This window comes from Grimontia sp. NTOU-MAR1 (genome assembly GCF_035758505.1).
Lineage (GTDB): Bacteria > Pseudomonadota > Gammaproteobacteria > Enterobacterales > Vibrionaceae > Enterovibrio > Enterovibrio marinus.
Genome location: NZ_CP142109.1, coordinates 959,769 through 982,628 on the forward strand (window position 1 = coordinate 959,769; position 22,860 = coordinate 982,628).

Annotated in this window: 19 protein-coding genes; 14 read left to right on the top strand and 5 right to left on the bottom strand. The window is 47.7% G+C overall.

Translation table 11 applies throughout. The annotated features are described in order from the left end of the window. Positions 1-152: 152 nt before the first annotated feature. From xsc to VP504_RS22345, 11 genes are all read left to right on the top strand, one after another. Complete coding sequence (gene xsc, locus VP504_RS22295; RefSeq protein WP_325894252.1) at positions 153-1,964, top strand: sulfoacetaldehyde acetyltransferase; 1,812 nt, start codon at positions 153-155, stop codon at positions 1,962-1,964. A 152-nt stretch (positions 1,965-2,116) separates the two neighbouring features. Then, on the top strand, positions 2,117-2,548 hold the full coding sequence (locus VP504_RS22300) for a nuclear transport factor 2 family protein (protein ID WP_325894253.1): 432 nt from the start codon (positions 2,117-2,119) through the stop codon (positions 2,546-2,548). Positions 2,549-2,578: 30 nt separating this feature from the next. Beyond that, positions 2,579-4,030 (top strand): FAD-dependent oxidoreductase, encoded by a 1,452-nt coding sequence (locus tag VP504_RS22305; protein ID WP_325894254.1) that lies wholly within the window; start codon positions 2,579-2,581, stop codon positions 4,028-4,030. 219 nt (positions 4,031-4,249) lie between these two features. Next, positions 4,250-5,248, top strand: a complete 999-nt coding sequence (locus VP504_RS22310; protein WP_002538703.1) for a TRAP transporter substrate-binding protein — start codon at positions 4,250-4,252, stop codon at positions 5,246-5,248. An 84-nt stretch (positions 5,249-5,332) separates the two neighbouring features. After that, on the top strand, positions 5,333-5,884 hold the full coding sequence (locus VP504_RS22315; protein WP_046303200.1) for a TRAP transporter small permease: 552 nt from the start codon (positions 5,333-5,335) through the stop codon (positions 5,882-5,884). A 39-nt stretch (positions 5,885-5,923) separates the two neighbouring features. Beyond that, positions 5,924-7,261 carry a TRAP transporter large permease gene (locus tag VP504_RS22320; protein WP_325894255.1) on the top strand — a complete coding sequence of 446 codons (1,338 nt, stop codon included), beginning with the start codon at positions 5,924-5,926 and terminating at the stop codon, positions 7,259-7,261. A gap of 101 nt (positions 7,262-7,362) precedes the next feature. Further along, positions 7,363-8,394, top strand: a complete 1,032-nt coding sequence (gene pta / locus VP504_RS22325) for a phosphate acetyltransferase (RefSeq protein ID WP_325894256.1) — start codon at positions 7,363-7,365, stop codon at positions 8,392-8,394. Then, a complete protein-coding gene (locus tag VP504_RS22330) occupies positions 8,391-9,188 on the top strand; it encodes an FRG domain-containing protein (protein ID WP_325894257.1) in 798 nt (265 codons plus the stop codon). The genes pta and VP504_RS22330 overlap by 4 nt, the downstream gene beginning before the upstream one ends. A 244-nt stretch (positions 9,189-9,432) precedes the next feature. Further along, the gene (locus VP504_RS22335) at positions 9,433-9,780 is read left to right on the top strand and encodes a hypothetical protein (protein ID WP_325894258.1); all 348 of its coding nucleotides are present in this window, start codon (positions 9,433-9,435) and stop codon (positions 9,778-9,780) included. Between the two features lie 92 nt (positions 9,781-9,872). Then, a complete protein-coding gene (locus tag VP504_RS22340) occupies positions 9,873-10,811 on the top strand; it encodes a mechanosensitive ion channel family protein (RefSeq protein WP_325894259.1) in 939 nt (312 codons plus the stop codon). Positions 10,812-11,401: 590 nt separating this feature from the next. Next, complete coding sequence (locus VP504_RS22345; protein ID WP_325894260.1) at positions 11,402-13,231, top strand: FG-GAP repeat protein; 1,830 nt, start codon at positions 11,402-11,404, stop codon at positions 13,229-13,231. 33 nt (positions 13,232-13,264) lie between these two features. On the opposite strand, the gene VP504_RS22350 is transcribed toward VP504_RS22345, so the two are convergent. Further along, the gene (locus VP504_RS22350; RefSeq protein ID WP_325894261.1) at positions 13,265-14,227 is read right to left on the bottom strand and encodes a helix-turn-helix domain-containing protein; all 963 of its coding nucleotides are present in this window, start codon (positions 14,225-14,227) and stop codon (positions 13,265-13,267) included. Positions 14,228-14,482: 255 nt separating this feature from the next. On the opposite strand from VP504_RS22350, the gene VP504_RS22355 reads away from it, so the two are divergent. The 3 genes from VP504_RS22355 to VP504_RS22365 all read left to right on the top strand — a co-directional run bounded on the left by VP504_RS22355 (position 14,483) and on the right by VP504_RS22365 (position 18,165). Further along, positions 14,483-15,547: a carbon-nitrogen hydrolase family protein gene (locus tag VP504_RS22355; protein WP_325894262.1), complete on the top strand. Its 1,065-nt coding sequence runs from the start codon at positions 14,483-14,485 to the stop codon at positions 15,545-15,547. Between the two features lie 55 nt (positions 15,548-15,602). Further along, the gene (locus VP504_RS22360) at positions 15,603-16,622 is read left to right on the top strand and encodes a phenylacetaldoxime dehydratase family protein (protein WP_325894263.1); all 1,020 of its coding nucleotides are present in this window, start codon (positions 15,603-15,605) and stop codon (positions 16,620-16,622) included. A gap of 214 nt (positions 16,623-16,836) precedes the next feature. Then, positions 16,837-18,165 carry an outer membrane beta-barrel protein gene (locus VP504_RS22365; RefSeq protein ID WP_325894264.1) on the top strand — a complete coding sequence of 443 codons (1,329 nt, stop codon included), beginning with the start codon at positions 16,837-16,839 and terminating at the stop codon, positions 18,163-18,165. A gap of 169 nt (positions 18,166-18,334) precedes the next feature. Here the strand turns inward: VP504_RS22365 and VP504_RS22370 are convergent, their stop codons facing one another. Genes VP504_RS22370 through paaC form a run of 4 tightly spaced genes read right to left on the bottom strand, consistent with a single transcriptional unit; the run spans position 18,335 to position 22,857 of the window. Then, positions 18,335-20,419, bottom strand: a complete 2,085-nt coding sequence (locus VP504_RS22370) for a 3-hydroxyacyl-CoA dehydrogenase NAD-binding domain-containing protein (protein ID WP_325894265.1) — start codon at positions 20,417-20,419, stop codon at positions 18,335-18,337. A 24-nt stretch (positions 20,420-20,443) separates the two neighbouring features. After that, on the bottom strand, positions 20,444-21,541 hold the full coding sequence (gene paaE / locus VP504_RS22375) for a 1,2-phenylacetyl-CoA epoxidase subunit PaaE (protein ID WP_325894266.1): 1,098 nt from the start codon (positions 21,539-21,541) through the stop codon (positions 20,444-20,446). A 15-nt stretch (positions 21,542-21,556) separates the two neighbouring features. Next, positions 21,557-22,096, bottom strand: coding sequence for a 1,2-phenylacetyl-CoA epoxidase subunit PaaD (gene paaD, locus VP504_RS22380; protein WP_325894267.1), 540 nt, complete (start codon positions 22,094-22,096; stop codon positions 21,557-21,559). A 2-nt stretch (positions 22,097-22,098) separates the two neighbouring features. Further along, positions 22,099-22,857, bottom strand: coding sequence for a 1,2-phenylacetyl-CoA epoxidase subunit PaaC (gene paaC, locus VP504_RS22385; RefSeq protein ID WP_325894268.1), 759 nt, complete (start codon positions 22,855-22,857; stop codon positions 22,099-22,101). Positions 22,858-22,860 lie beyond the last annotated feature (3 nt).

Below are 22,860 nucleotides of genomic sequence, written 5' to 3' on the forward strand. Positions count from 1 at the left end.
GGTGATTTCTCGCTGGTGAGACTTTCGATATCAAAAATTCCATTATTTAAATTTCTGGTTGACCAATCCCAAAACATGTCATTAACTAAATTTCAAATTCCGTATAACGAAACATTTAATTCCATAATATGAAATTTAGCAAGGAGAACGTTATGAGTGAATCATCGATGCGCACTGTTGTTGAAGGTCCAACCAAGATGACGCCATCAGAAGCATTCGTGGAAACACTGGTCGCAAACAACGTCACAACGATGTTTGGCATCATGGGCTCTGCATTCATGGACGCGATGGATATCTTCGCGCCTGCGGGTATTCAAATGATCCCGGTCGTTCATGAGCAAGGTGCAGCGCACATGGCAGATGGTTACTCACGTGTATCAGGGAATCATGGGGTGGTGATTGGACAGAATGGCCCAGGGATCAGTAACTGTGTGACTGCGATAGCAGCGGCTTATTGGGCACACAGCCCAGTGGTGATGATTACACCGGAAACAGGAACCATGACCATGGGGTTGGGCGGATTCCAAGAGTGTAATCAGCTGCCAATGTTTCAGGAATTTACTAAATACCAAGGACATGTCACTCACCCAGCAAGAATGGCGGAGTACACAGGACGCTGCTTTGACAGAGCCATGAGCGAAATGGGCCCAACGCAACTGAATATTCCGCGCGACTATTTCTATGGTGAAATCACTTGTGAAATTCCAAAACCTGCCCGTTTAGACCGTGGTCCTGGCGGTGAGAAAAGCTTGAATGAGGCTGCTGATATTCTCGCAGAAGCCAAGTTCCCTGTGATCATTTCCGGTGGCGGCGTGGTAATGGCTGATGCTGTAGAAGAGTGTAAAGCGCTGGCTGAGCGTTTAGGTGCGCCAGTGGTAAACAGCTATCTGCACAATGACTCTTTCCCTGCTTCGCACCCACAATGGTGCGGTCCACTGGGCTACCAAGGCTCAAAAGCGGCGATGAAATTGATCGCGCAAGCAGACGTTGTCATTGCTTTGGGTTCCCGTCTGGGGCCATTTGGCACCTTGCCACAACACGGTCTCGATTATTGGCCGCAGAACGCCAAAATCATCCAGATTGACGCTGACAACAAAATGCTGGGATTGGTGAAGAAAATTTCAGTCGGTATCTGTGGTGATGCGAAAGCGGCAGCGGTGGCACTGACTGAACGGTTAAGTAGCCGAGCGCTGGCTTGTGACAGCAATAAAGAAGAGCGTCTTGGCATCATGAAACAGGAAAAAGATGCCTGGGAAAAAGAGCTGGATGAGTGGACGCATGAAAAAGACGCTTTCAGCCTCGATATGATTGAGCACAACGCGAATGAAACGCCATTTTCCGGTGGCGAATACCTCCATCCGCGCCAAGTCCTGCGCGAGCTTGAAAAAGCCATGCCTGAGGATGTCATGGTCTCTACTGACATTGGCAACATCAACTCCATTGCTAACAGCTACCTAAGATTCGAAAAGCCCCGCAGCTTCTTCGCGGCAATGAGCTTCGGTAACTGTGGTTACGCTTTCCCAACCATTATTGGCGCCAAAATGGCAGCACCAGACAGACCCGCTATTTCTTACGCTGGTGACGGTGCGTGGGGAATGAGCCTGGTTGAAACCATGACCTGTGTACGACACAACATTCCAGTCACCGCAGTGGTATTCCATAACCGTCAATGGGGCGCAGAGAAGAAGAACCAGGTTGATTTTTACAACCGTCGATTTGTGGCGGGCGAATTGGATAACCAAAGCTTCGCAGAAATTGCACGTGCGATGGGGGCGGAAGGTATCACTGTAGATCGTTTGGAAGATGTTGGCCCAGCACTCAAAGCAGCCATCGACAAACAAATGAACGAAGGGAAAACCACCGTGATTGAAATCATGTGTACCCAAGAGTTGGGAGACCCATTCCGTCGTGATGCGCTTTCTACACCTGTTCGCTTCCTAGAAAAGTATCAGGATTACGTTTAACCGCGTGTCGCGAAGTCGACAGCACCGAGAAGGAAAATTCTTTAAATAAAGAGTGAGTGTTTGGCTGAGTGCTCTCGGCCAGACCTCTCTTAAAAATTAACCCGAGACAGATTTCAAAAATAACAAGGTTCAGCTTAAAGCGCTGACCGCGGATGAAAAGGAGTTTTAACGTGAACAACCCTACGACTCAGGTAAAACCGGATTCCATCACCACCGATTTTTTGGACGCGTTTTCGAAAGCGTGGAATGACCATGATGTTGAAGCACTGATGACATTTATGACGGATGACTGCGTTTTTCTTACGGCAGCCGGTAGTGAACTGCAAGGCACCACTATTTCAGGGTTTGATGCCGTCCGCGATGCATTTGAGCAAGTGTGGAAAACCTTTCCTGATGTGTGTTGGAAAGATGCAGAGCACACGATTTTATCCGGGAGCAAAGCCATCACTGAGTCTACTTTCTGTGCAACAAAGCCTGATGGCAGCCTGATAGAAGCGCGCATGGTGGATGTGTTTACGCTCCGTGACGGCAAGATTGCAGTGAAAAATGCCTTCCGCAAAGACAGACCTGCCTTAGTGGTTTGATTGTTTTAGCAATTGATATCGGAGCAAGCAATGGAATCAGCCACTCAAGAGATATCTGGTGTCGAAAAGGAGCTATCCCGCTCCCCGACGCCAGCAGTTGATGCTTATGATCCCGCCTACGATCCCCTTGTGGATGCGACGCCAGGAAAGGGTAGGGATTATTCTCCTTCATATTGGATTGGTACGGCGGGTACGCCACCGAAAGACGATGGCCCGCTGCCCGGTGATACTGATGCCGATGTGGTGATCGTCGGTTCGGGGTTTACCGGACTGACCGCTGCTATTTTTCTGGCAGAAAACTATGGCATTAAAGCGACTGTTCTAGAGGCTAACCGTACCAGTTGGGGGTGCAGCACCAGAAATGGCGGTCAGGCTCAATGCGCTTCTGGCCGGCTAAAGCGCTCACAGTGGATAGAGCGGTGGGGGTTAGATACGGCGCTTCGCATGCATCAAGAGTGTGTAGATGGCATGGAAACGTTCAAATCGCTGATCAAAGACATCGATTGTGATCCCCAGCCAGGCGGACATCTCTATATTGCCCACCGTGCGAAGGTGATGCCAGGGCTAGTCAAAGAGGCGCAACTGCTTCGTAAAACGTTTAATTATGATGCTCAAATTTTTGATGCCCAGACCGTCAAAGAGCAATACGTCAACGATGCAGAAGCAGCAGGGGCACTGCATGAACCTGAGGGTATTGGCATACACGCAGGCAAGCTGGCCTTTGGTTATTTGAAGAAGGCACGGGCTCTAGGCGTGAAAGTGCACCCTGCAAGCCCAGTGACCGGGTGGGAAACACGAAAGGGTATCCACTACCTTCAAACACCGCATGGTACGGTAAAAGCGCAAAGTGTAGGCATCGCAACGGGGGGTTACACCTCTCAATCGCTGCATCCTCAGCTGAAAAACCGTCTGTTGCCCATATTGTCTAATTCCATGGTAACCCGGCCTTTAACACCCTCAGAAATTGAGGCATGCAATTTCAGAACAACTCAGATTCTCACAGACACCCGTGTTCTTCGACATTACTACCGGTTACTTCCTGATAACCGGCTACAAATTGGCTCGCGTAGCGCCATTACGGGGTTCGATGCGCCAAAACAGAAGTATGAGGACAAGCTATACGCGGACATGGTTCGAAAATTCCCTGCTTTGCAAGGCATTAGTATCGATTACTCATGGTGGGGTTGGGTGGATGTGAGCCATGACATGATGCCAAGAATTTTCCAACCCAACGAATCTGAGACCCTCTATTACGCGTTGGGTTATGGCGGTAATGGCGTGATGTATTCCGCGCAAGCTGGCAAGCGGTTAGCACAGTGGATTGCAGGGGATACCAAAGACCTCAATCTTCCTATTTTCCAGTCAAGGTTGCCTTATCCAAATGTGAGGGAGCTTATTGAATCTGAACATTTTGCGCCGTTTCGACGGCTGGGGCAGCGATTCCTATACCGTTGGTATCACTTAAAAGACGAAGTGTTCTAGCGATATAGGCCCATGTATTTAAATCAAAAAGTGATAAGCGCTCGCTGCAGCGCAACTGCTTGATGGAGCCAAGCATGACGCCAAACCAGCTGTAAACGGAGAATTCAGTTGGTTTGGGACAATAACACCGAAATCTAGAGCAACGTTTTGCCGCCTGCATTGGGTGGCTAGCACCCGAGGAAAGTCAGAACCAATACATTAATTAAAGAGGTTAAGATCATGAAATTAATTCGTAGTAACGTCCTCGCTATTGTCACCGCTTTCAGCATGGCGCTGACCACTCCGCAGTTATACGCTCAAACATTCAAAATGGCGTTGGGTGATGCTGCTGGTGGTACACAATGGGAACTGGGTAAAACGTTTGCTGAAAAACTCAGTGATAAAACGGGTGGTAAAGCTAAGGTTGACCTCTTTCCTAATGGCCAGTTAGGTACCGAGCAAGACACAGTTAACAATGCAGCTATCGGCTTGCTTGATTTCTCTGTGTTGGCCATCAACAACGTGACGCCTTTTTCTCCCACTGTTGGCCTGTTGACGATGCCTTATGTGATTCAGTCAGCTGAAGAGGCGAGACTACTGACGCAAGGCGATATTGGTAAAGAGCTTGTGGAAAACACCATTCGTGATGCAGGCGTCAGAATTGTTGGTTGGGCGTATTCAGGTTTCCGCGTTCTCACCAACTCTAAACGCCCTGTCAAAACGCCTGAAGATCTAAAAGGTCTGGTGATCCGCGTTCCCCGAAATGAAATCATGATTGCTTCCTATCAGGCGCTGGGTATTAACCCTACACCCATGGCGTGGTCAGAGACCTTTACCGGCCTCCAGCAAGGTGTGGTTGATGGTCAGGACAATCCTTACATCACTATTTCTGCCATGAAATTCAATGAAGTACAGAAGTACGTGACCAATATCCGTTACATCTTCTCGATGGAGCCCCTTATCATCAGTGAGTCGGTCTTCCAGGACCAATCACCAGAAATGCAAAAGGCGATTTTAGAGGCGGGTCAGGAAGCGACGGTACATAGCTTTGAGTTTCTTAAAGATACCGAAGATCGCATCAAGAAAGAGCTGGTAGCAAAAGGCATGGAAATCGCCGAACCGGCTGATAACGAGAAGGAATGGATTGAGAGTGTAACAACTGTTGTTTGGCCGAAGTTCTACAGCAGTATCGGTGGTAAAGAAAAACTGGATAACGCACTGAAACAGCTTGGTCGATAATCGAAATACCCGTCGGGCACGGAACGTGTCCGACGGGTTAGCTATTGAACTCACCCTTGAAGCCTGAACGTTGAGAGTAAGAGCATGTCGATAATGTTAACAGTGCGTCGTCACTTAAACAGGATTGAAGAATACATCTGCTGCTTGTTTCTGGCGGTATTTGTCACGCTTTTGTTTACGCAGATCTTGGTTAGACAGTTTTTCCAATACTCCATTCCTTGGGGTGATGAAGTCGCGACCTATTTATTCGTTTGGTTTACCTATTTAGGTGCTGTTGTCGCAGCAAAAATGTCTGCTCATAACCGAGTCTCTTTCCACTTTAACTACTTTCCACCCATCGTAAAAACTGTCTGCGAGACGATCGCCGATCTGCTCTGGATTGCTTTCAATCTGTATTTTGTTTACCTGAGTTATGACTTTGTTTTCAACAAGATGAACTTGTTTTGGAAGTCTCAAACCACCGGTATCCCAATGAAGTACATCTACATGATTTTGCCCATCGCGTTTTTGCTGATGTCGATACGGATTCTATGGAATGTCATCGATCGCTTAAAAGGTATTGAACACGATGACCCAGAGGCAGAAGAGATCCGCAAGCTCAGCGAAAAAAAGATGGATATTCCCAAGCTGCCATAGGCCCGGCGGTGAAAAGATAGCGAGAAGGGATTCAACCTTATGGAAGCCTATTTAACACTCATTTTATTTGGTGGTTTTTTAGTTCTGCTGGTGCTTGGGGCACCTATCACCGTTTCTTTGGCTGGCGCATCGATGGCGGCCTACCTGATTTTGGATAAAAACCCTATTGCACTGGTGCAAATCGCATTCACGTCTGTCGGGAACTTTCCACTGATGGCTCTGCCATCTTTTGTTTTGGCCGGAGCCTTGATGGAAGCCTCTGGTATATCACGCCGATTGGTCGATATTGCAGAAAACATGGCAGGCCCGGTAACAGGCGGACTTGGTGCTGCAACGGTTTTTGCCTGTCTTTTCTTCGGTGCGATATCCGGTTCAGGGCCAGCGACCACGGCAGCAGTGGGCATGCTGATGATCCCTGCTATGGTGAAACGCGAATATGAAGCGAGCTACGCGTCAGCGGTGACAGCCGCAAGCGGCGGCTTAGGAATAATCATTCCTCCGTCCATACCTATTGTCATCTTTGGTATCTCTGCGATGGGGTTGATGGCACCGCCAGAAGCGATATCCCTGCATGGCGAGTTTGATACTGTCTCCATCCCCAAATTGTTTATTGCAGGTGTTGTTCCCGGACTGATCATGGCGACAACCCTGATATTGACCAACTACTACATCTCAAAACGTCGTGGCTACAAAGGCTTGATGGAGTCCTGGTCTCTTCCTGACATCAACCACTCGTTGCGTCGGGGTGTTTGGTCGATTCTTGCGCCATTTCTGATACTGGGCGGGATCTATAGTGGCATTTTCACGCCAACCGAGTCGGCGGTGGTGGCGATTTTCTACTCGCTATTTGTGGGGTTCTTTTTACATAAAGAACTGAAATTTAGGAATGTGCTTAAGTCTTTGACCACCACAACATGGATAACCGGCCGTGTTCTTTTGATTCTCTTCGCTGCCACGGTTTTCGGGCGTCTTCTTATCGAGCAGCGAATTCCGGTTCATGTGGCTGATGCGCTATTGAGTGTCACGGACAACATGTATCTGGTTTGGGCATTGACCATCATGTTACTGCTTTTTATCGGCATGTTTATGGAAACGCTGGCGGCGATAATGATCATTGTGCCTGTCCTACTGCCCATCATGTACATGCTAGGCGCGGATCCAACGCATGTTGGGATCGTGGTGATTTGTACCTTATCCATTGGCTTTGCGACGCCGCCATTGGGAGAGAACATTTTTGTCGCGTCCGGTATCGGCGGTTCGAGCGTCGAGCAAATTACTTCAAGAATTCATCCCTTCGTTTTTGCCTCTGTGCTTGGCGTGTTTGTTATTGCCTTCTTCCCACAACTCACCCTATGGCTTCCTTCGCTGGTGGGCTGATAAAGAGGAGTAGACAAACGAAAGCTTTGTTTAGAGATATTCGGATGAAATCCCATAGGGATATTGGGTTTTGAAAAGTGACGTTAAGAGAGCAGTAAGTGATGAAAGCGTTAAACAACATTATTGAGAAAGCGAAGAAGTTGGACTCAAAAATTGTGCTGTGTGAAGGCGATGATAAACGGATTCTCATCGCCGCCGCTCAGGCTCAACAAGGTGGGATTGCAAAAGTCGTTCTGGTTGGCGAAAGAGAGAAACTACAACTGGCTGCAGACGAAGCCAACGTTCAACTTGATGATTTTGAGGTGATAGAACCTCAATCCAGCCCGCTCACAGCCTCTCTGTCGGAGTTGTATCTCGCGCTTAGGGAAAAGAAAGGCATCACGCCTGCGCAGGCGTTGCAAGAGACGCTTAAGCCACTCAATTTTGCCAACCTTATGGTGGCCAAAGGACTCGCTGACGGCTCAGTCGCTGGCGCTGTGCACACGACGAAAGATGTCGTTCGCAGCGCAATACAAATCATTGGATTGGATGGCACCAGCACGATTGTGTCCAGCTTCTTTCTGATGATGCTGTGCCAGCCCTTCCACACCTTGAAAGGAGGACTGATTTTTTCAGATTGTGGGCTGGTGATTGATCCCTCCGACGAAGAACTGGCGAGCATTGCTATTGCAGCAGCGAAGAATGCAGAAACCTTACTCATGGAAGAACCGAAAGTCGCCATGTTGTCTTTTTCAACCAGCGGCAGCGCAGAGCACGAATCGGTCAGCAAGGTCGTCAGGGCATCTCAACGGGTAAAGCAGCAGTTGCCGGACATTGCTATCGATGAAGATATCCAATTGGATGCGGCGATTGTCGCGGATATCGCGAAGAAGAAACTGCCTAATTCCAACGTAAAAGGGAAATCGAATGTCCTCATTTTCCCTAACCTGGAGGCGGGCAACATTTGCTACAAGCTGGCAGAGCGTGTTGGAGGAGCGGTTGCGATTGGTCCTTTGTTGCAAGGCTTGGCAAAACCAGCGAATGACTTATCGAGGGGTTGCAGCGTGGATGACATTGTTAACGTTATCGCGGTGACGGTCGTACAAAAAGAGATAAACAGCTCAGTTGGCTACTCCAATGCGAGGAAATTATGAATCATATTAACTATATAGACTCACTGTCTGCCTTTACGGTAGCGGTTGAAAATATCACCGAAACTAACAAAACCATGCTGTTTCGAGGTCAGCCAAATATCCGCTGCAAATTGCTCCCTCAGGCGGCTCGGGGTCATACCAAAACCGTAGAAACGGAAGCCAAGATGCTCGCGCATATCGCGGAGTACGGCCGGGACTATATCGATGTTGATAACCCTTCGACATGCCACTTACTGATGAAAGCGCACAACGCAGGCTTGGAAACCCGTTTGTTGGACTGGACGATTAACCCTTACGAGGCGCTATGGTACGCCTGTCATAGTTCAGGATCTCAGCCTCTTGTTTATGTACTGAACACGGAGAGTATTCCACAACTGGGTATGGACGATGATCCCTTTGCGATTACACAAACACACATCATGCCTGTTTACGGAAAAGCCGCAGACAAAAACAAACGGCTAACTGTGCATGCTTCCACCCTTATTCAGGGCCGTCCTCAATTCACGGCGTTGGAGGAGGAAGAAGGAATGCATGCTGCGTTGACTGAGCTTCCGATCATGCCAGATCTCAAAGTTAAAATTATTCAAGAGCTTAATGAGTTTGGGGTCAATGAACACTCTATATACAACAACCTGTTCGGTCTGTGTCGCCATGTGAACTTAATGTACGACAACAACCCATACGGTTGGATGCCTATGGATAGCCGTGCCACTCACGATGAAGTTAAGAGCGATACCGGTGAGAGTTTGCAACAATTCAAGCAAAAATACGTGTCTGATTTTGATTTTGATTGATGAGCAATACTAAGCCTTCAAGAATTGAACTATCCGAGTAGAAAAACACCAACGTGGATTTCGTTGTCGAGTGACAAGCCGCTGATGAAAATCAGCGGCTTTTATGTATTTAAACGCTATCTCTAACGTGTCCGTTAATTGGAACTCACGCTTTTGAATGGGGGGGGTACTGGCGTTTGATATCCGTACTACTTACCATGCAGTAAATCAGTAAGTGCACTATTAAAATTGAAAGGTTAGGGACGTGAGAAAAACGGATAAGAAAATCGATAACGCGCTGAGATTGGCACTCACACAAGTCTGCGACATTGCTCAGTCTGAGCAAGAGGGTTTTGAGTGGCTTACCCACTTTGCAAACTATGACCGCTTCCCTCATTCACTTGCCATTGTTTGCGTTTTCGACACGCAATTGAATCTATTAAAAGCGAATCAAAACGCCATGCATTGCCTTATCAAAGAAAGGTTGGCGTCTATTGATATCAAAGTGAAAGATATTGGTAAGCACGTGACGTTTGATTCGGTAGAAAATTGTGAAAATGAAAACGACGGCAAATGGAATGCACGTTTTCAAAAGCAGGGTTTCCAGCACTAGTGCGCTAAACCATCATTGGGTCAATGGGGTCAACGTAGCGAGGTCAAAACCCTAAACAGTTTTCGATGCACAGCAGCGGGGAAGGAAAGGATATGGTCATAGATAACCTTTACATCTACCTAGGCACGGTTAGCGTGGTTGGGATTGCTGTTATTTTGTGGGCGACGTCTGCCTTATTAAAGTCAAAATCGAGCAGAGAACGACGTTTAAGACGTTTAAAAAACTTTAACAGTGTTCAGACATCTTTACCCAAAGCAGAAGGTCAGATTGGGGAGATTGATGCGGCAGTTGAAAAAATCGAAAACCGTTTTTCGATTATCCGAAAGATCACCTTTTTCTTCATCTTTATCGTGTTAGGTCTCGCATTATCGCTGCCATTTCTGAATTCGATGCCAGCAGCAATGGTTTCGCTAATGGTTGCTGTTTCCACCACCGTTCTCGGCTTTGCCGCAAAACCTGTGATTGAAAATATTATTGCGGGCGTCGTACTTTCTCTTTCCAAAGCGATCCGTGTCGGAGATACGGTCGTGATTGAAGATCAATATGGAACGGTGGAAGACATTAGCCTTAACCACACGATTATTAAGCTCTGGAACTGGAAGCGACTAATTATTCCTAGCAGCAAAATGCTCTCTCTGGAGCTGGAGAGTTTTACCTATAACGACACTTATATCTGGGTGCATGTGGAGTTTTACACTTCTTACGAAAATGATTTAGAGCTTGTGCGGCAAATGGCCATTGAGTCCGTTCAGAGCAGCAAGCATTTTATCTCCCAAGAATCACCAGATTTTTGGGTGATGAACCTTGATAAAGATGCCTACCAATGTTGGGTTGCAGGTTGGACAAATTCCGCGACAAGGGCTTGGAACCTTGCCAGTGATATTCGCACGGGGATTGCTGTACGATTCCAAGCAGCTGGAATTAAGACACACAATGTTCAGGTAAAAATGGAGCCACGCGCAAAATCTTCAGAGCACTCAAGTGAGTTGCATACATTAAGCCGTTCTAACCGTGTTGGTGGCGTTCCCTGAGCCTGCTATTTGGGCATATACCCAAACAACCTTGGGGTGAAGGAATCTCGACCGAAGGGAGGCCCTTAATGTACCCACGTTTTCGTTAAGTTCTACGAAAATAGAAAGAGTACTCCTCGTAAAAATTTCCTCTAATTAAAAGTATTGATGACCTCTGAATTCAGGTGTCCTTAGGTCGCCTAAGTATACCCATCCTTCGTTCTTACCTTTTACTGATTATTTTAATTTGTCTTTATTTTATACAGTCTCTCGTTCTGTAATATCAATGTGAGATTAAGTACGAATGGTTTTTTATCTATGTTTTTATCTAAGTTTTTATTTTTTGTGTTTTTTCTATAAATGGAATCGCGTTCTTTATTTTTTTGTGTTGAATCTGTCTTTCATCTTTGTAGAGAATATTGGTCATAACTTTTTCTTTAACTTATTTCAATTAAAAAATTAATTTTATTTAGTCTAGTATAAAGGTGTTAAATATTTTCCTTTTAGTTAATTATTTATTGTATGAGTATTTTTCTTTCTTGTATGGTTTTATTTTCATTGATTGTTGGCTCATCTGAATACTTATATGGGGAGTGAGTTTGGAGGTGGAGATGAAGTATTTAAAAGGTATTTTTCTGTGGAGTACATTAGTCTTTCTGAACGGCTGCAATATAGACTATGTATTCGATTCAGGAAGTGGAGCTTCGGAGTCGATAACGTCACCGACAATGTCACCGCCATCAGCATTTAACCTTCAGTCATTGTCTGCTTCTGTTTCCTCGGGGGGAGGTTCTTGCCCGATTACTTTCTCTTGGGATGCTGCTGAAGGTGCTTCGAGATATACGGTTTGTCGAAAAGACGAAACGCAACCTGATAACTGCGAATCGATGGGGGTTGTATCCGGAACAACGGCAACTATCAATGTCACTGGCGCTCTCAAAGATCACCTCTCTGAATTTTTCGTAAAAGCCAGTAATGAAGTTGGGAGTAGACTGTCTAACGAGTTATCTTTGTCACCTTCAGACATTACCGCGTTAATCACTTACATCAAAGCATCTAATACAGATATTGACGACAGTTTTGGTCGGCCTGTGGCCCTATCATCTGATGGGTCGACACTGGCAGTGGGTGCGTATTCAGAAGCCTCTAGCTCGTCAGGCATAAACAGCACACCTGACAATCTGGCAGCAATAGCAGGAGCGGTATATGTTTTCCGATATTTGGATGGGCACTGGGCAGAGCAAGCCTATTTGAAAGCGTCAAACAGTCAGGAGGGGGACAGATTTGGTTGGGCTCTCGCATTGTCAGCAGATGGTAATACAATTGCAGTTGGCGCCTACGCAGAGGACTCTTCCTCCAGTGGTGTTAACAGTATTCCGAATGAGGCAGCAACATTATCGGGCGCTGCTTACATTTTCCGTAATGCTGGGGGGAGCTGGAGTGAAGAGGCATACATAAAGGCTTCTAACCCGGGTGCTAGCGACTACTTCGGCTGGTTTGTGACCCTTTCATCTGATGGCAACACCCTTGCGGTGGGGGCATATGCGGAAGACTCGTCAGCCACTGGCGTTAACAACGCAGAAAACAATTCGTTATATAATTCAGGGGCTACGTATGTCTATCGTTTTACCGGAGGCAGCTGGGCGCAGGAAGCTTACATCAAAGCCTCAAACCCTGACGCGTCTGACTATTTTGGCTATTCGGTATCTTTGTCAGGGGATGGCAACACCCTTGCAGTGGGGGCTACTTGGGAGGATTCAGATACAACAGGGATTAACAGTACCCCCAACGATTTGCTGAGTGCCGCTGGGGCTGCCTATGTTTTTCGCTACTCTGGCGGTGTCTGGTCGCAGCAAGCCTATGTGAAAGCATCCAACACAGGGATTGGTGATCTATTCGGTTGGTCGGTCTCCTTGTCAGGCGATGGCAATGTAATGGCAGTGTCCTCAAGATATGAAGACTCGAGTACAATCGGTGTTGACAGCGTACCCGACGAAGGTGCGACAGACGCAGGCGCGGTCTATATCTTCCGCTATTCGGGCGGAAACTGGGGTCAAGATGCCTACATTAAAGCATCGAATACCGGTGCAGGTGACTATTTCGGTTGGTCTGTTGATTTATCTTCTAGCGGTAACACACTTGCAGTAGGAGCTCGGGAAGAAGACTCTGGTACCTTGAGTATTAACAGCACGCCTGATGAAGGGGCTGTAGATTCCGGTGCAGTCTATATCTACCGTTATGAGAATGCTGTTTGGGCGCAAAAAGCATACTTAAAATCACCGAATACGGGCGCTGGAGATAAATTTGGTGTGTCGGTGAGTCTTGGAAAAGACGGAGACATGCTTGCAGTGGGCGCATTTTTTGAGGATTCAAGTACCACTGGCGTTGGAAGCACACCTGATGAGGGAGCAAGTAACGCGGGTGCGGCATACATTTTTTAAGAGGGAATGAAGCACGAATGCTGTTGCGCATAGTTACAATTTGCTTTGTCTGTAATCTCTGGGTGAACAACCGAATTGATCCCGAAAGGTGCGTGAGAAGTGTTGAAGGTTGTTCTGCCCCCATTTGAATGCGATTTCACTGATCCCCGTTTTTTGGAAGCGTTCGTCCACTAGATCACGGGCGATTTTCTGCATTCTGCTTTCTCGGATAAAGCCACATACCGTTTCTCCATTTTTCGTAAACACTTCGCTAAGGCGACGTACTGACAACCCCAGGCTTTTCGCAATGTCTTCACGGTTAAGGCTGGCATCTTGCAGGTTTGCGAGAATATAAGACTTGGCGCGAATCAGCAGTTGCTGCTCTGGCTGAGACAACTCGAGACGAGAGCCTCGGAGTGGTGCTAATGACGTGGCAATCAAATCTATCAATGTCTCTTGCAACAAGAGTTTACAGTCCGTGGTTTGGCTGTCGATAAGCGAAGAAATATTTAACGCCGTCGTCGCCACTAAACTGCCTAGTTGAGATGTCCCGTTGACGGGAATTGCCGTGAGCATATTGGCGTCAGGGAGCCGGCTTAATAGTGCCTTCTTTGGAAACTTGATGACTAACTGTTTGAAGCCTTCTTCGAGGTCAATGGAGTAAGTTTCTGTACTGCTATACAGAGTAAAATCGTAGCGGGATAGTGGAGCCGCACGGCCACATTGTTCGATAACAGAACGGTTATTAAGTTGAATACTTAACAGGAATTCGGCTTCTGATGTGCGCCCAATGTCTTCCGCACGCCTGATGACCTTGTGTTTCGACCCAGACACAAAGGAAAGGTCAATAACGTCATGTTTGGAGAGTTCAATTCTTCCTTTAAAGTCTTTTCGAGATAGAGCTTCGCATCCCAAGTTGACATAAGCATCACACACCGACTCCCGCCAAAAAGCGAACTTTTCGCCAGGTTGGCAATGGCTTGTGTCATAGGTAAACCTTTTGACGGTACTACTCATCCGTGTGCTCTCTTTTAAACCCTACCTTTATGTTGTAACACCAAATGCAAAATTGACACTGTCTCAAATGTGAGTCGTCTTGACCGCTGCCTTTTACGACAACTAAGGCCGCCTTCTTACGCAAGCAATCCTCCCGTTCGCCTCTTAGTGTTTTAGAAGCCCGCCGTAAAGCTCTGGTTTTCATCATTTGCCAGACATCACTTACGAGTGGGTGGCCAAAACCAAATTACTACACGCGAAGAAGGAGAACGCGCGATGTCGGAAGTATTTAAAGTGGCTGCGGTACAGGCAGCACCATCTTTTTTAAATCTCGCAGAAGGGATACAGCGAGCCGAAGCGTATATCGATGAAGCCGCTTCCAAAGGGTGCAAGTTGGTGGTCTTCCCGGAAACCTGGCTTCCAGGTTATCCCAATCATATCTGGTTAGGCCCAGTTGCATGGCAGATGCAATTTGTAGGGCGTTATTTTGACAGCAGCATTGAAGTGGGCAGCGAGGAAGACAAAGCCATTGCTGAGGCGGCTCGTCGAAACAATATTCAGGTTTCAATCGGTGTGAGTGAGCGTGACGGCGGCAGCCTGTATATCTCGCAGTGGCACTATGGCGAAGATGGCGAAATTATCAGCCGTAGAAGAAAACTCAAACCTACCCACGTAGAACGCACTGTGTTTGGTGAAGGTGATGGTAGCGACCTGGCAGTAAAGGAAACGTCAATTGGCCGCATTGGACAGCTTTCCTGTTGGGAGCATCTTCAGCCACTCTCTAAGTATGCGATGTACGCTCAGAATGAACAGATCCATTGCGCGGCATGGCCGAATTTTTCCCTCTATCGTGGAATGGCCTATGCCCTTGGCGACGTAGTGAACAACGCAGCCAGCATGATGTATGCCGTGGAAGGTGGCTGTTACGTTATTGCGCCATGCGCCACGGTGAGCAAAGCGCAGCAGGAAATGCTTTGCCAGGGTGATCCCGAAAAAGAGGCTATGTGCCAGATCGGTGGTGGTTACACCAAAATCTATGCACCGGATGGGCAGTCTATTGGTTCTGAAATTGGAGAGACGGAAGAGGGCTTAGTGATTGCAGATATTGACCTCAGCATGATCCCTTATGCCAAAGCTGTCGCTGACCCTGCGGGCCACTATGCGAAGAAAGATGCTACACGTTTACTGATAGATCGTGAAAAACGACGTGCAGTTGTAGAAGTAACAGACCTTGATGCGTCAAAAACGGCAATGTCAGAGCTGGCAACAACGGGGCAGGAGGAAGCGGTTGAAGTTGTGAGTGAACGTTCTTCATTGTTGCACCGACTTAAACCTTGGTAAGGCCTAGACAACCGATGTCACCAATTTGAAGCCATAAGCACAAGGAGTACTCACCATGGCGAATAATACAACCAACAGAAAACTGCCTCTGAAGATGCCACCGGATTGGGAGCCACCCGTACCAGCATGGAGTTCGGTATTTGCCGAAAACCAACAAGACGTCAGCATGTGCATTATAGGGTGTCAGCACAAATCTGATGCTTACATCAGCGAGTTTGTTGGTGCACTGAATGGCCTCGCTAAAAACGCGGATGTTTGCGATTTTGCAACCTGCGAAGACAAAGATGGGCTCAGCCAAACCATTGCGATTATCTATTGGATGGATGCGCAAGCCTGCGCAGATTGGCTGCACAGCGATGTTGTGACCTTATTCTGGGAGCTATATTCGGATGACAAGTGGGGGTTTGGGATTTTCAGGGAGGTGTTCAATGTACCTTTTGAACGTCTTGAGACCCTGTTCTCTGGGCCGGTACACAACCATGGCTTTAGTCAGATACGCAAGGACATCGAAGGCCCTATTGAACGTCATGGCTATTGGGGAGGGATGCGGGATCGTATTCCGCTCTCGGCTGAAAACCCTTTTGAAGCGCATCAGACTTTGGAAGTGATTGAGCAACAGGGAAATCGTGTTGTGGTTCGTGCACATGAGAACCTTTGCATTATCCGATCTGGTCAGGATTGGAGTCACACTACAGGAACCCAAAGGGAAGAGTACCTAAATCAAATTGAACCAGTGCTTAAAGCGGGTATGAATTTCCTGCGTGATGAAGGTGATGAGGTCAATTGTTATAGCTGCCGTTATATGACGCAGTTTTTGCCCTTTAAAGGCAAGCAGGAGTGCACGTTTGGTCTTGCCTTCTTCCGCACGATGTCAGACTTAGAGGCATGGTCTGAAAGCCATCCTACTCATGTGGCGATATTTAATACTTTCCTTGAAATTGCACCCAAGTATGGACCTGATCTTCAGCTACAACTTTGGCACGAAGTATCTGTATTACCAGCTGGCTCTCAGTATGGGGAATATATTAATTGTACTGAAGGAACCGGTTTATTAGCAGGCGTTAAATTGTCATAGATGTATAAGTTGGACAATTCTCCTTAATTTTGAGGATTGTCCAACTAGGCTCCAGTGTCCACTCTATTTAAACAATAAAAAATCCCATGAATCTCCGTTTTTACGGGGACTGGTTTCGTCTATTTGTTCTTTTAGTTGGCTAATAAATGAATTTAAAAATCAAGGAAAATTATCACCGCTAGATGTGATAATTAAACCATCAAAGGAAAGCAGTATGAGATTAACAAGGAATATATTGGGACTTTCAGTCTCTTTGGCATTAATGGTACCTACAGTGGGATTAGCGAATGCTGAACCTGCAGGAGGCTCGCTGTTTCGTGCAGCGACAAACAACGCGCTAGATGAATATGAAATTACTGTCGCGGGCTGGGCAGAAGCGACGGCACTTCATGCTTCAGACACGATTGGCGATGGCAATATCAGCAACGGTGCCTTTTTAAACCAGAAAGACGGTGTAGGCCTAAACCAAATCGGCTTAATGTTGTGTAAGGGCATGGGTTGTTTGCCGACTGGTGCTTTTGCACCGGCTCAGAACGTCTTGAGTCGGGTAGGACCATTCCCAGGTCCGGTTGGTGAAGCGCGTATTGATTTCAACGTGACAGCTATGTACGGCCAGGATATTCAGTTTTTCCGTACTGCAGGCATTGACGACTACACCTTCGATAACGATGACGACAACAAACTCGCCATTCCGCAGTTTTACATTGATGCGTACCTGCCAGTATTAGATGGTATGACATTGATGGTAGGTAGCTTCTTCACTTTCATCGGCAATGAAGTCGGTGCTCCTTTTACGCCGCCTAACTGGTTTGTCACGCACACTTACGCCACGCAACATGGCCCTTCAAAACACGTTGGTGCGCTTGCCAGCATCAAAGTACCGACGGATGAAGACTTTGGGCTTTTGAGCTTTGATGCCGGTCTGGTGGCGGGCTGGAATAACTGGGATGAAAAGCGTCCAACCTTTATCGGTGCAGCGCGCTGGCGTAGCCCGGATTTAGCAACCTGGTTAGATTTCGAGTTTATCTACGGTGATGGCGAAGGCGATGCATTTGGCGCTGCCAAAGGCGGTTCACCCTACATTGCTGTTAGCTCTACCGATGAGAAGCTCGACCGTTTTCACTCTTCTACCACGCTGATCCAAACTGTCAATCCAGACCTCCAGTTGGCCGCAGAGTTTGTTTATGGCTTTCAGGAAGGTGGCGATGTAGCAGCGGCACCTGTATTTATCACAAAAGACAGTGACTGGATGGGGTTGAATCTGGGCGCGAGATATAAACTGGACGATAACCTCTTCTTCGGAGCCCGTGCCGAATGGTTTGATGATGAGAATGCAGCGAATGTCCTGTGGAGTTCAGTCGGTGCAACAGGTGGTGACGTTTACTCCGTGACGACAAATCTCGACTGGAGTGTGAATCAACACTTCAAGATCCGTCCTGAACTTCGCTATGACACCTATAAAGGCAATGGTGCGGGGCTGTTTGCTGGTGGTACATCAGACGATCAATTTATCGCACTGCTCAATGCGGTTGCTTATTTCTAAGCCTTCCGTTTTAAAATATAGGAAAGCTTTTACTGATTAATCCTTAGCACTTGGTACGTTAATACACTCCTAGTATTTGGCCTTAACATTAGTTAAGGTCTTTTTTTAGGCATAAAAAAGCCCGCAAATTAATGCGGGGAAAATGGAGTTGTTAGTGCGTAAGATGAATTTAAATAGTTTCTAATTTCTCAGAGGGTTGCCACCATGCTTTATTTGTTTCACGGTAAAGATAATTGATACTTTCAATCGTGTTACTTATTCCTGCTGCTTTAGCGTAATACATTGGACCACCTCGAAAACGGGGAAATCCGTAGCCATTTAGCCAAATGGTATCTATATCTTCACTGTTTCTGGCAATTCCTTTTTCTAATAAATTTGCTCCTTCGTTGACCAATGCAAGCACCAGTCTGTTCTGAATTTCCTCATCACTGATTCTTCGGGCTTCAATGCCTAAACGTTCTGCTTCAATAGCAATCAGTGCCATTGTCGTTGGGTCATTGGCTTTCTTTCCATTTTCATAACGGTAAAAGCCCACACCCGTTTTTCGGCCGAGTCGTCCATGTTCAACCATGGTGTCGGCTGCGAGAAAGTAGGCGGGATCATCGTAAATCGGTGGGTACTCGCGGCGCGCTTTGTAGGCGATATCGATACCGGACATATCGTTCACGGCCAACGGTCCCATCGCCATGCCCCACGATTCCATCGCCGAATCTATTTGTTCCGGGCTTGCACCTTCCAGCAATAGCATATTGGCTTCCCGGCCGTAAGCGGCATACATCCGGTTGCCAACAAATCCAAAGCCAACCCCAACACAAACCGGTACTTTGCCCAATCGCTTGGCGGTCTTCATGACTGCACTGACAGCTTGTTCGGATGTCGAACGGGTTTTGACCACCTCAACCAGTTTCATCACGTTAGCGGGGCTGAAAAAGTGCATGCCGATGACTTGCTCGGGTCGGGTGGTAGAGGTGGCTATCTCGTCAATGTCCAGATAGGAAGTATTGGTCGCGAAGATGGTCGACGGCTTACAGACTGCATCTAAAGAAGAGAAAATGATCTTCTTCACCGACATTTTTTCAAATGCTGCTTCGACCACCAAATCAATATTGGCAAGGTTGCCATAATCACTGGTGCCAGAAATCAGCGAGAGAGCATGTTCTTTTTGCGCTTCTGATACCCGGCCTTGATCATACATTTTCTGATATTGGTGACGAATTCGCTCTAAACCCAAGACGCACAGATCTTCATTGGTTTCCACTAAAGTGACGCTGTAACCACTATTTGCAAAAGCGATGGCAATACCGGCGCCCATTGTGCCTGCACCAATGACGGCGACCGATTCAATATCGTCGTCAGACGTCGATTTGGCATAGCCGGAAGCTGCCTGTTTTTCAGCAAAAAAGGCATAGCGCATGGCACTGGATTGTTCGGAATCCCGGCAGGCCAGAAACAGGGTTCTTTCCAGGGCCAAGGCTTCGTCAAAGGGGAGCTTAGTCGCGGCATCAATGGCATCAATGGCTCTTTGAGGAGCGAGCTGACCTTTGGCCTTTTTGGCGAGCTTTTTACGCCAGCTTTCGAAGATATTCTCTTCGAAAGAATCCGGAATATCCCGCTTGTCCGGAGCAACAAAGACATCGTTAGCTGTGCTTTGGGAGAAAAGAATCGACGCTTGGTTAACCAGAGAGGCGTGCTCGGGTAGCGGTGAAGATGCTTGTCCTAAACTGCCGTCATCGACCTTCATATCGATAAGATCCGTTAAGGAATCTGTCGATACCATTTTACCGGATGTGATCATGGAAAGGGCCTTCTCTACACCTACATAACGGGGTAAAAGCTGAGTGCCGCTGGCACCCGGAATAAGGCCGAGGTTCACTTCGGGCAAGCCAACCTTTGTGCCTATCATGGCAACCCGGTAGTGGCAGGACAGCGCCAATTCGAAACCACCGCCAAGCACGGTGCCATGAAGTGCAGCCGTCACAGGTTTCACGCTGTTTCGAATCGCCTGCAACACATCAGGAAGGTGAGGTGTTTTGGGCACTTGGCCGAACTCTTTGATATCAGCGCCGGCAACAAAAGTATTGCCGTCACAGCCAATCACAATGGCGGCAATGTCTGGATTGGTATTTGCCTGTTCCAGTCCGGCCAAAATGCCAGACCGTACTGAATGGGAGAGGGCATTTACCGGTGGGTTGTTTACCCGGATTACCCCAACCCCATCCTCAATGAGAAGACTCACGGTGTCAGAAAGAAGCATAATTTTTCCTATCCTTGGTCGAAATCATCGCTGATCGAAGTCAACGGTCACATCATCTGTAAGAGGGTGCGCCTGACAAGTCAGGATGTAACCTGCATCGATCTCGTGTTGTTCAAGGCCGTGGCTGATATCCATCTCGACTTCTCCTTTCACCAGCTTGGCTTTACAGGTGGAGCAAACACCGCCTTTGCATGAATAGGGGAGTGACATGCCATTCTCGATGCCTGCATCGAGAATGTTTTCACCCACAGTCGCCAGCTTGAAGGTGATAGAGCGCCCATCAGCGGTGACGGTCACTTTGCTCATTTTTTCCTCGCCATAGTTGGCGACACGCTGTTTGGCTTTTTCCAGTGCAACTTGCGCATCTTCAGACGATGAGGAGAAAAGCTCATAGTGAATTTGGTCATCAGAAAGCCCCTCAATACGGAACCCTCTGGAGACCTCCGCCATCATGGATTCAGGGCCACAGATAAAGGCATGGTCGGTGCTATTGACATCAATCAGGCGATGCTTTTGCAGTGCGGTACCTTTCTTCACGTCAATATGGCCGGATAACAGGTCTGACCCCTGATCTTCCTGGCTCATGATGTTTATCCAACTGAATCGGGTCATGTAGCGATTTTTCAGATAACCTAGGGTGTCAGCGAACATCATGGTGTTGCTCTGACGATTGCCGTATATCAGGGTAATACGACTATTGGGTTCCTGAGAAAGTACGGTTTTGATGATCGACAAAATCGGCGTAATCCCGCTGCCAACGGCGATACACATGTAGTGATGCTGGTTAGATGCATTCAGCTCTGTGTAAAAGCTGCCTTGTGGCGGCATAACATCAACCGTAAGACCTGCCTCAAACGTATCATTGGCGAAGTTGGAAAACTTACCGCCATCCACACGTTTGATCGCGACTTGCAACACGCCCTCATCCGCACCGGAGCAAATCGAGTAAGCACGTCGTACTTCTTCCCCATCTATGTTGGCGCGCAATGTCAGAAACTGCCCTTGAACAAATTGGAATGTCTCTTTAAGCGTGTCAGGAATATCAAAAGTTACGCACAAAGCAGAATCAGTTTGGGGCTGTGTTTGTTTTATTTTTAATGAATAGAAATTGGTTTCACTCATGGTCAATTCCCTTTACTACAAGCATTTAAAGAAATCGAAAGACTCATGACAGCTCTCGCAACGGAATAGCGCTTTACAGGCTGTTGAGCCGAATTCGCTGATCCTTGTTGTGTTTGATGAACCGCAGTGAGGGCAGCGCACTCCTTGCTCGGGCGTCAGGCGAAGGCAACTATCAGGTGCATCTGAGGGCGGTGCAATACCATATTCCCTTAGCTTTCGTTGGCCAGACTCTGACATGTCGTCGGTCGACCAAGGTGGGAAAAGCTCGGTTTTGACTTCTACGCTGCGATAACCCGCTTCAGACAGGAGGGCCAGGATATCTTCCTTGATTGCCTCCACCGCCGGACAGCCGGAATACGTGGGAGTGATGGTGACAAGGAGCTTCCCGTCCTGCTCGCTGACATTACGCAGGATCCCGATATCCCAAATAGAAAGCACCGGGATTTCGGGGTCAGCGATTTCGTCCAGCAACTGCCAAACGTCTGGCAGCGGAGATTCTGCCCGCATCTTCACTCGCTCAAACCGGGCATGTGGTGTTACTGGGATGGTTTCCATACTCACCACTCACAACCAGGGTAAGCGCGGTGTACGCTTTGCATCACGCCTAACAAATGACCGAGATGTTCCGTGTGATAGCCTTTTCGGCCTCCGCGCACTGCCCATTCATCAGCTGGAACCTCAAGCGTGGCTTCCTCCAATACGCGGCTTAACTGGGCGTCAAAGTTGGCTTTGAGGGTGGAAGTATCCACGGCTATTCCTACTGCAATCAATCGCTGTTCTGTGTCATCCGGTTCAAATATCTCTGGTATGTAACCCCATAAATCGTTGAAGGCGGTCTGCATGCGCTGGTGGCTCTCTTCTGTACCGTCCCCCAGTTTGATGGTCCAATCCTTGCTGCGCATCAGGTGATAACGGGTTTCTTTAATCGACTTATGGGCAATCGCTGACAACACTGAGTCTTTAGACTCCAACAACTGGGTCATAAACAATTGGCTGTAGATGTCGACGATAAGTTGCCTTGCCATGGTGAACGCAAAATCCCCGCGGGGAAGCTCATTGATGAGGTGATTGATGTAATCCCGCTCTCCCCGAAGAAAGGCAAAATCATCTTCGCTTTTCTCACCGTTGGTCAGTTCTGAGGCATAGCCATAAAACATGCGGGCCCGGCCAATGTAGTCGAGCGCAACATTACCCAGTGCAATGTCTTCTTCCAGAAAAGGCCCATTGCTCGCCCACTCGGACAAACGGTGCCCGAGCGTTAATGCGTCATCGCCAAGGCTCAGCACGTAGCGGAGCAAATCTTGTTGTTGTTCCATTTC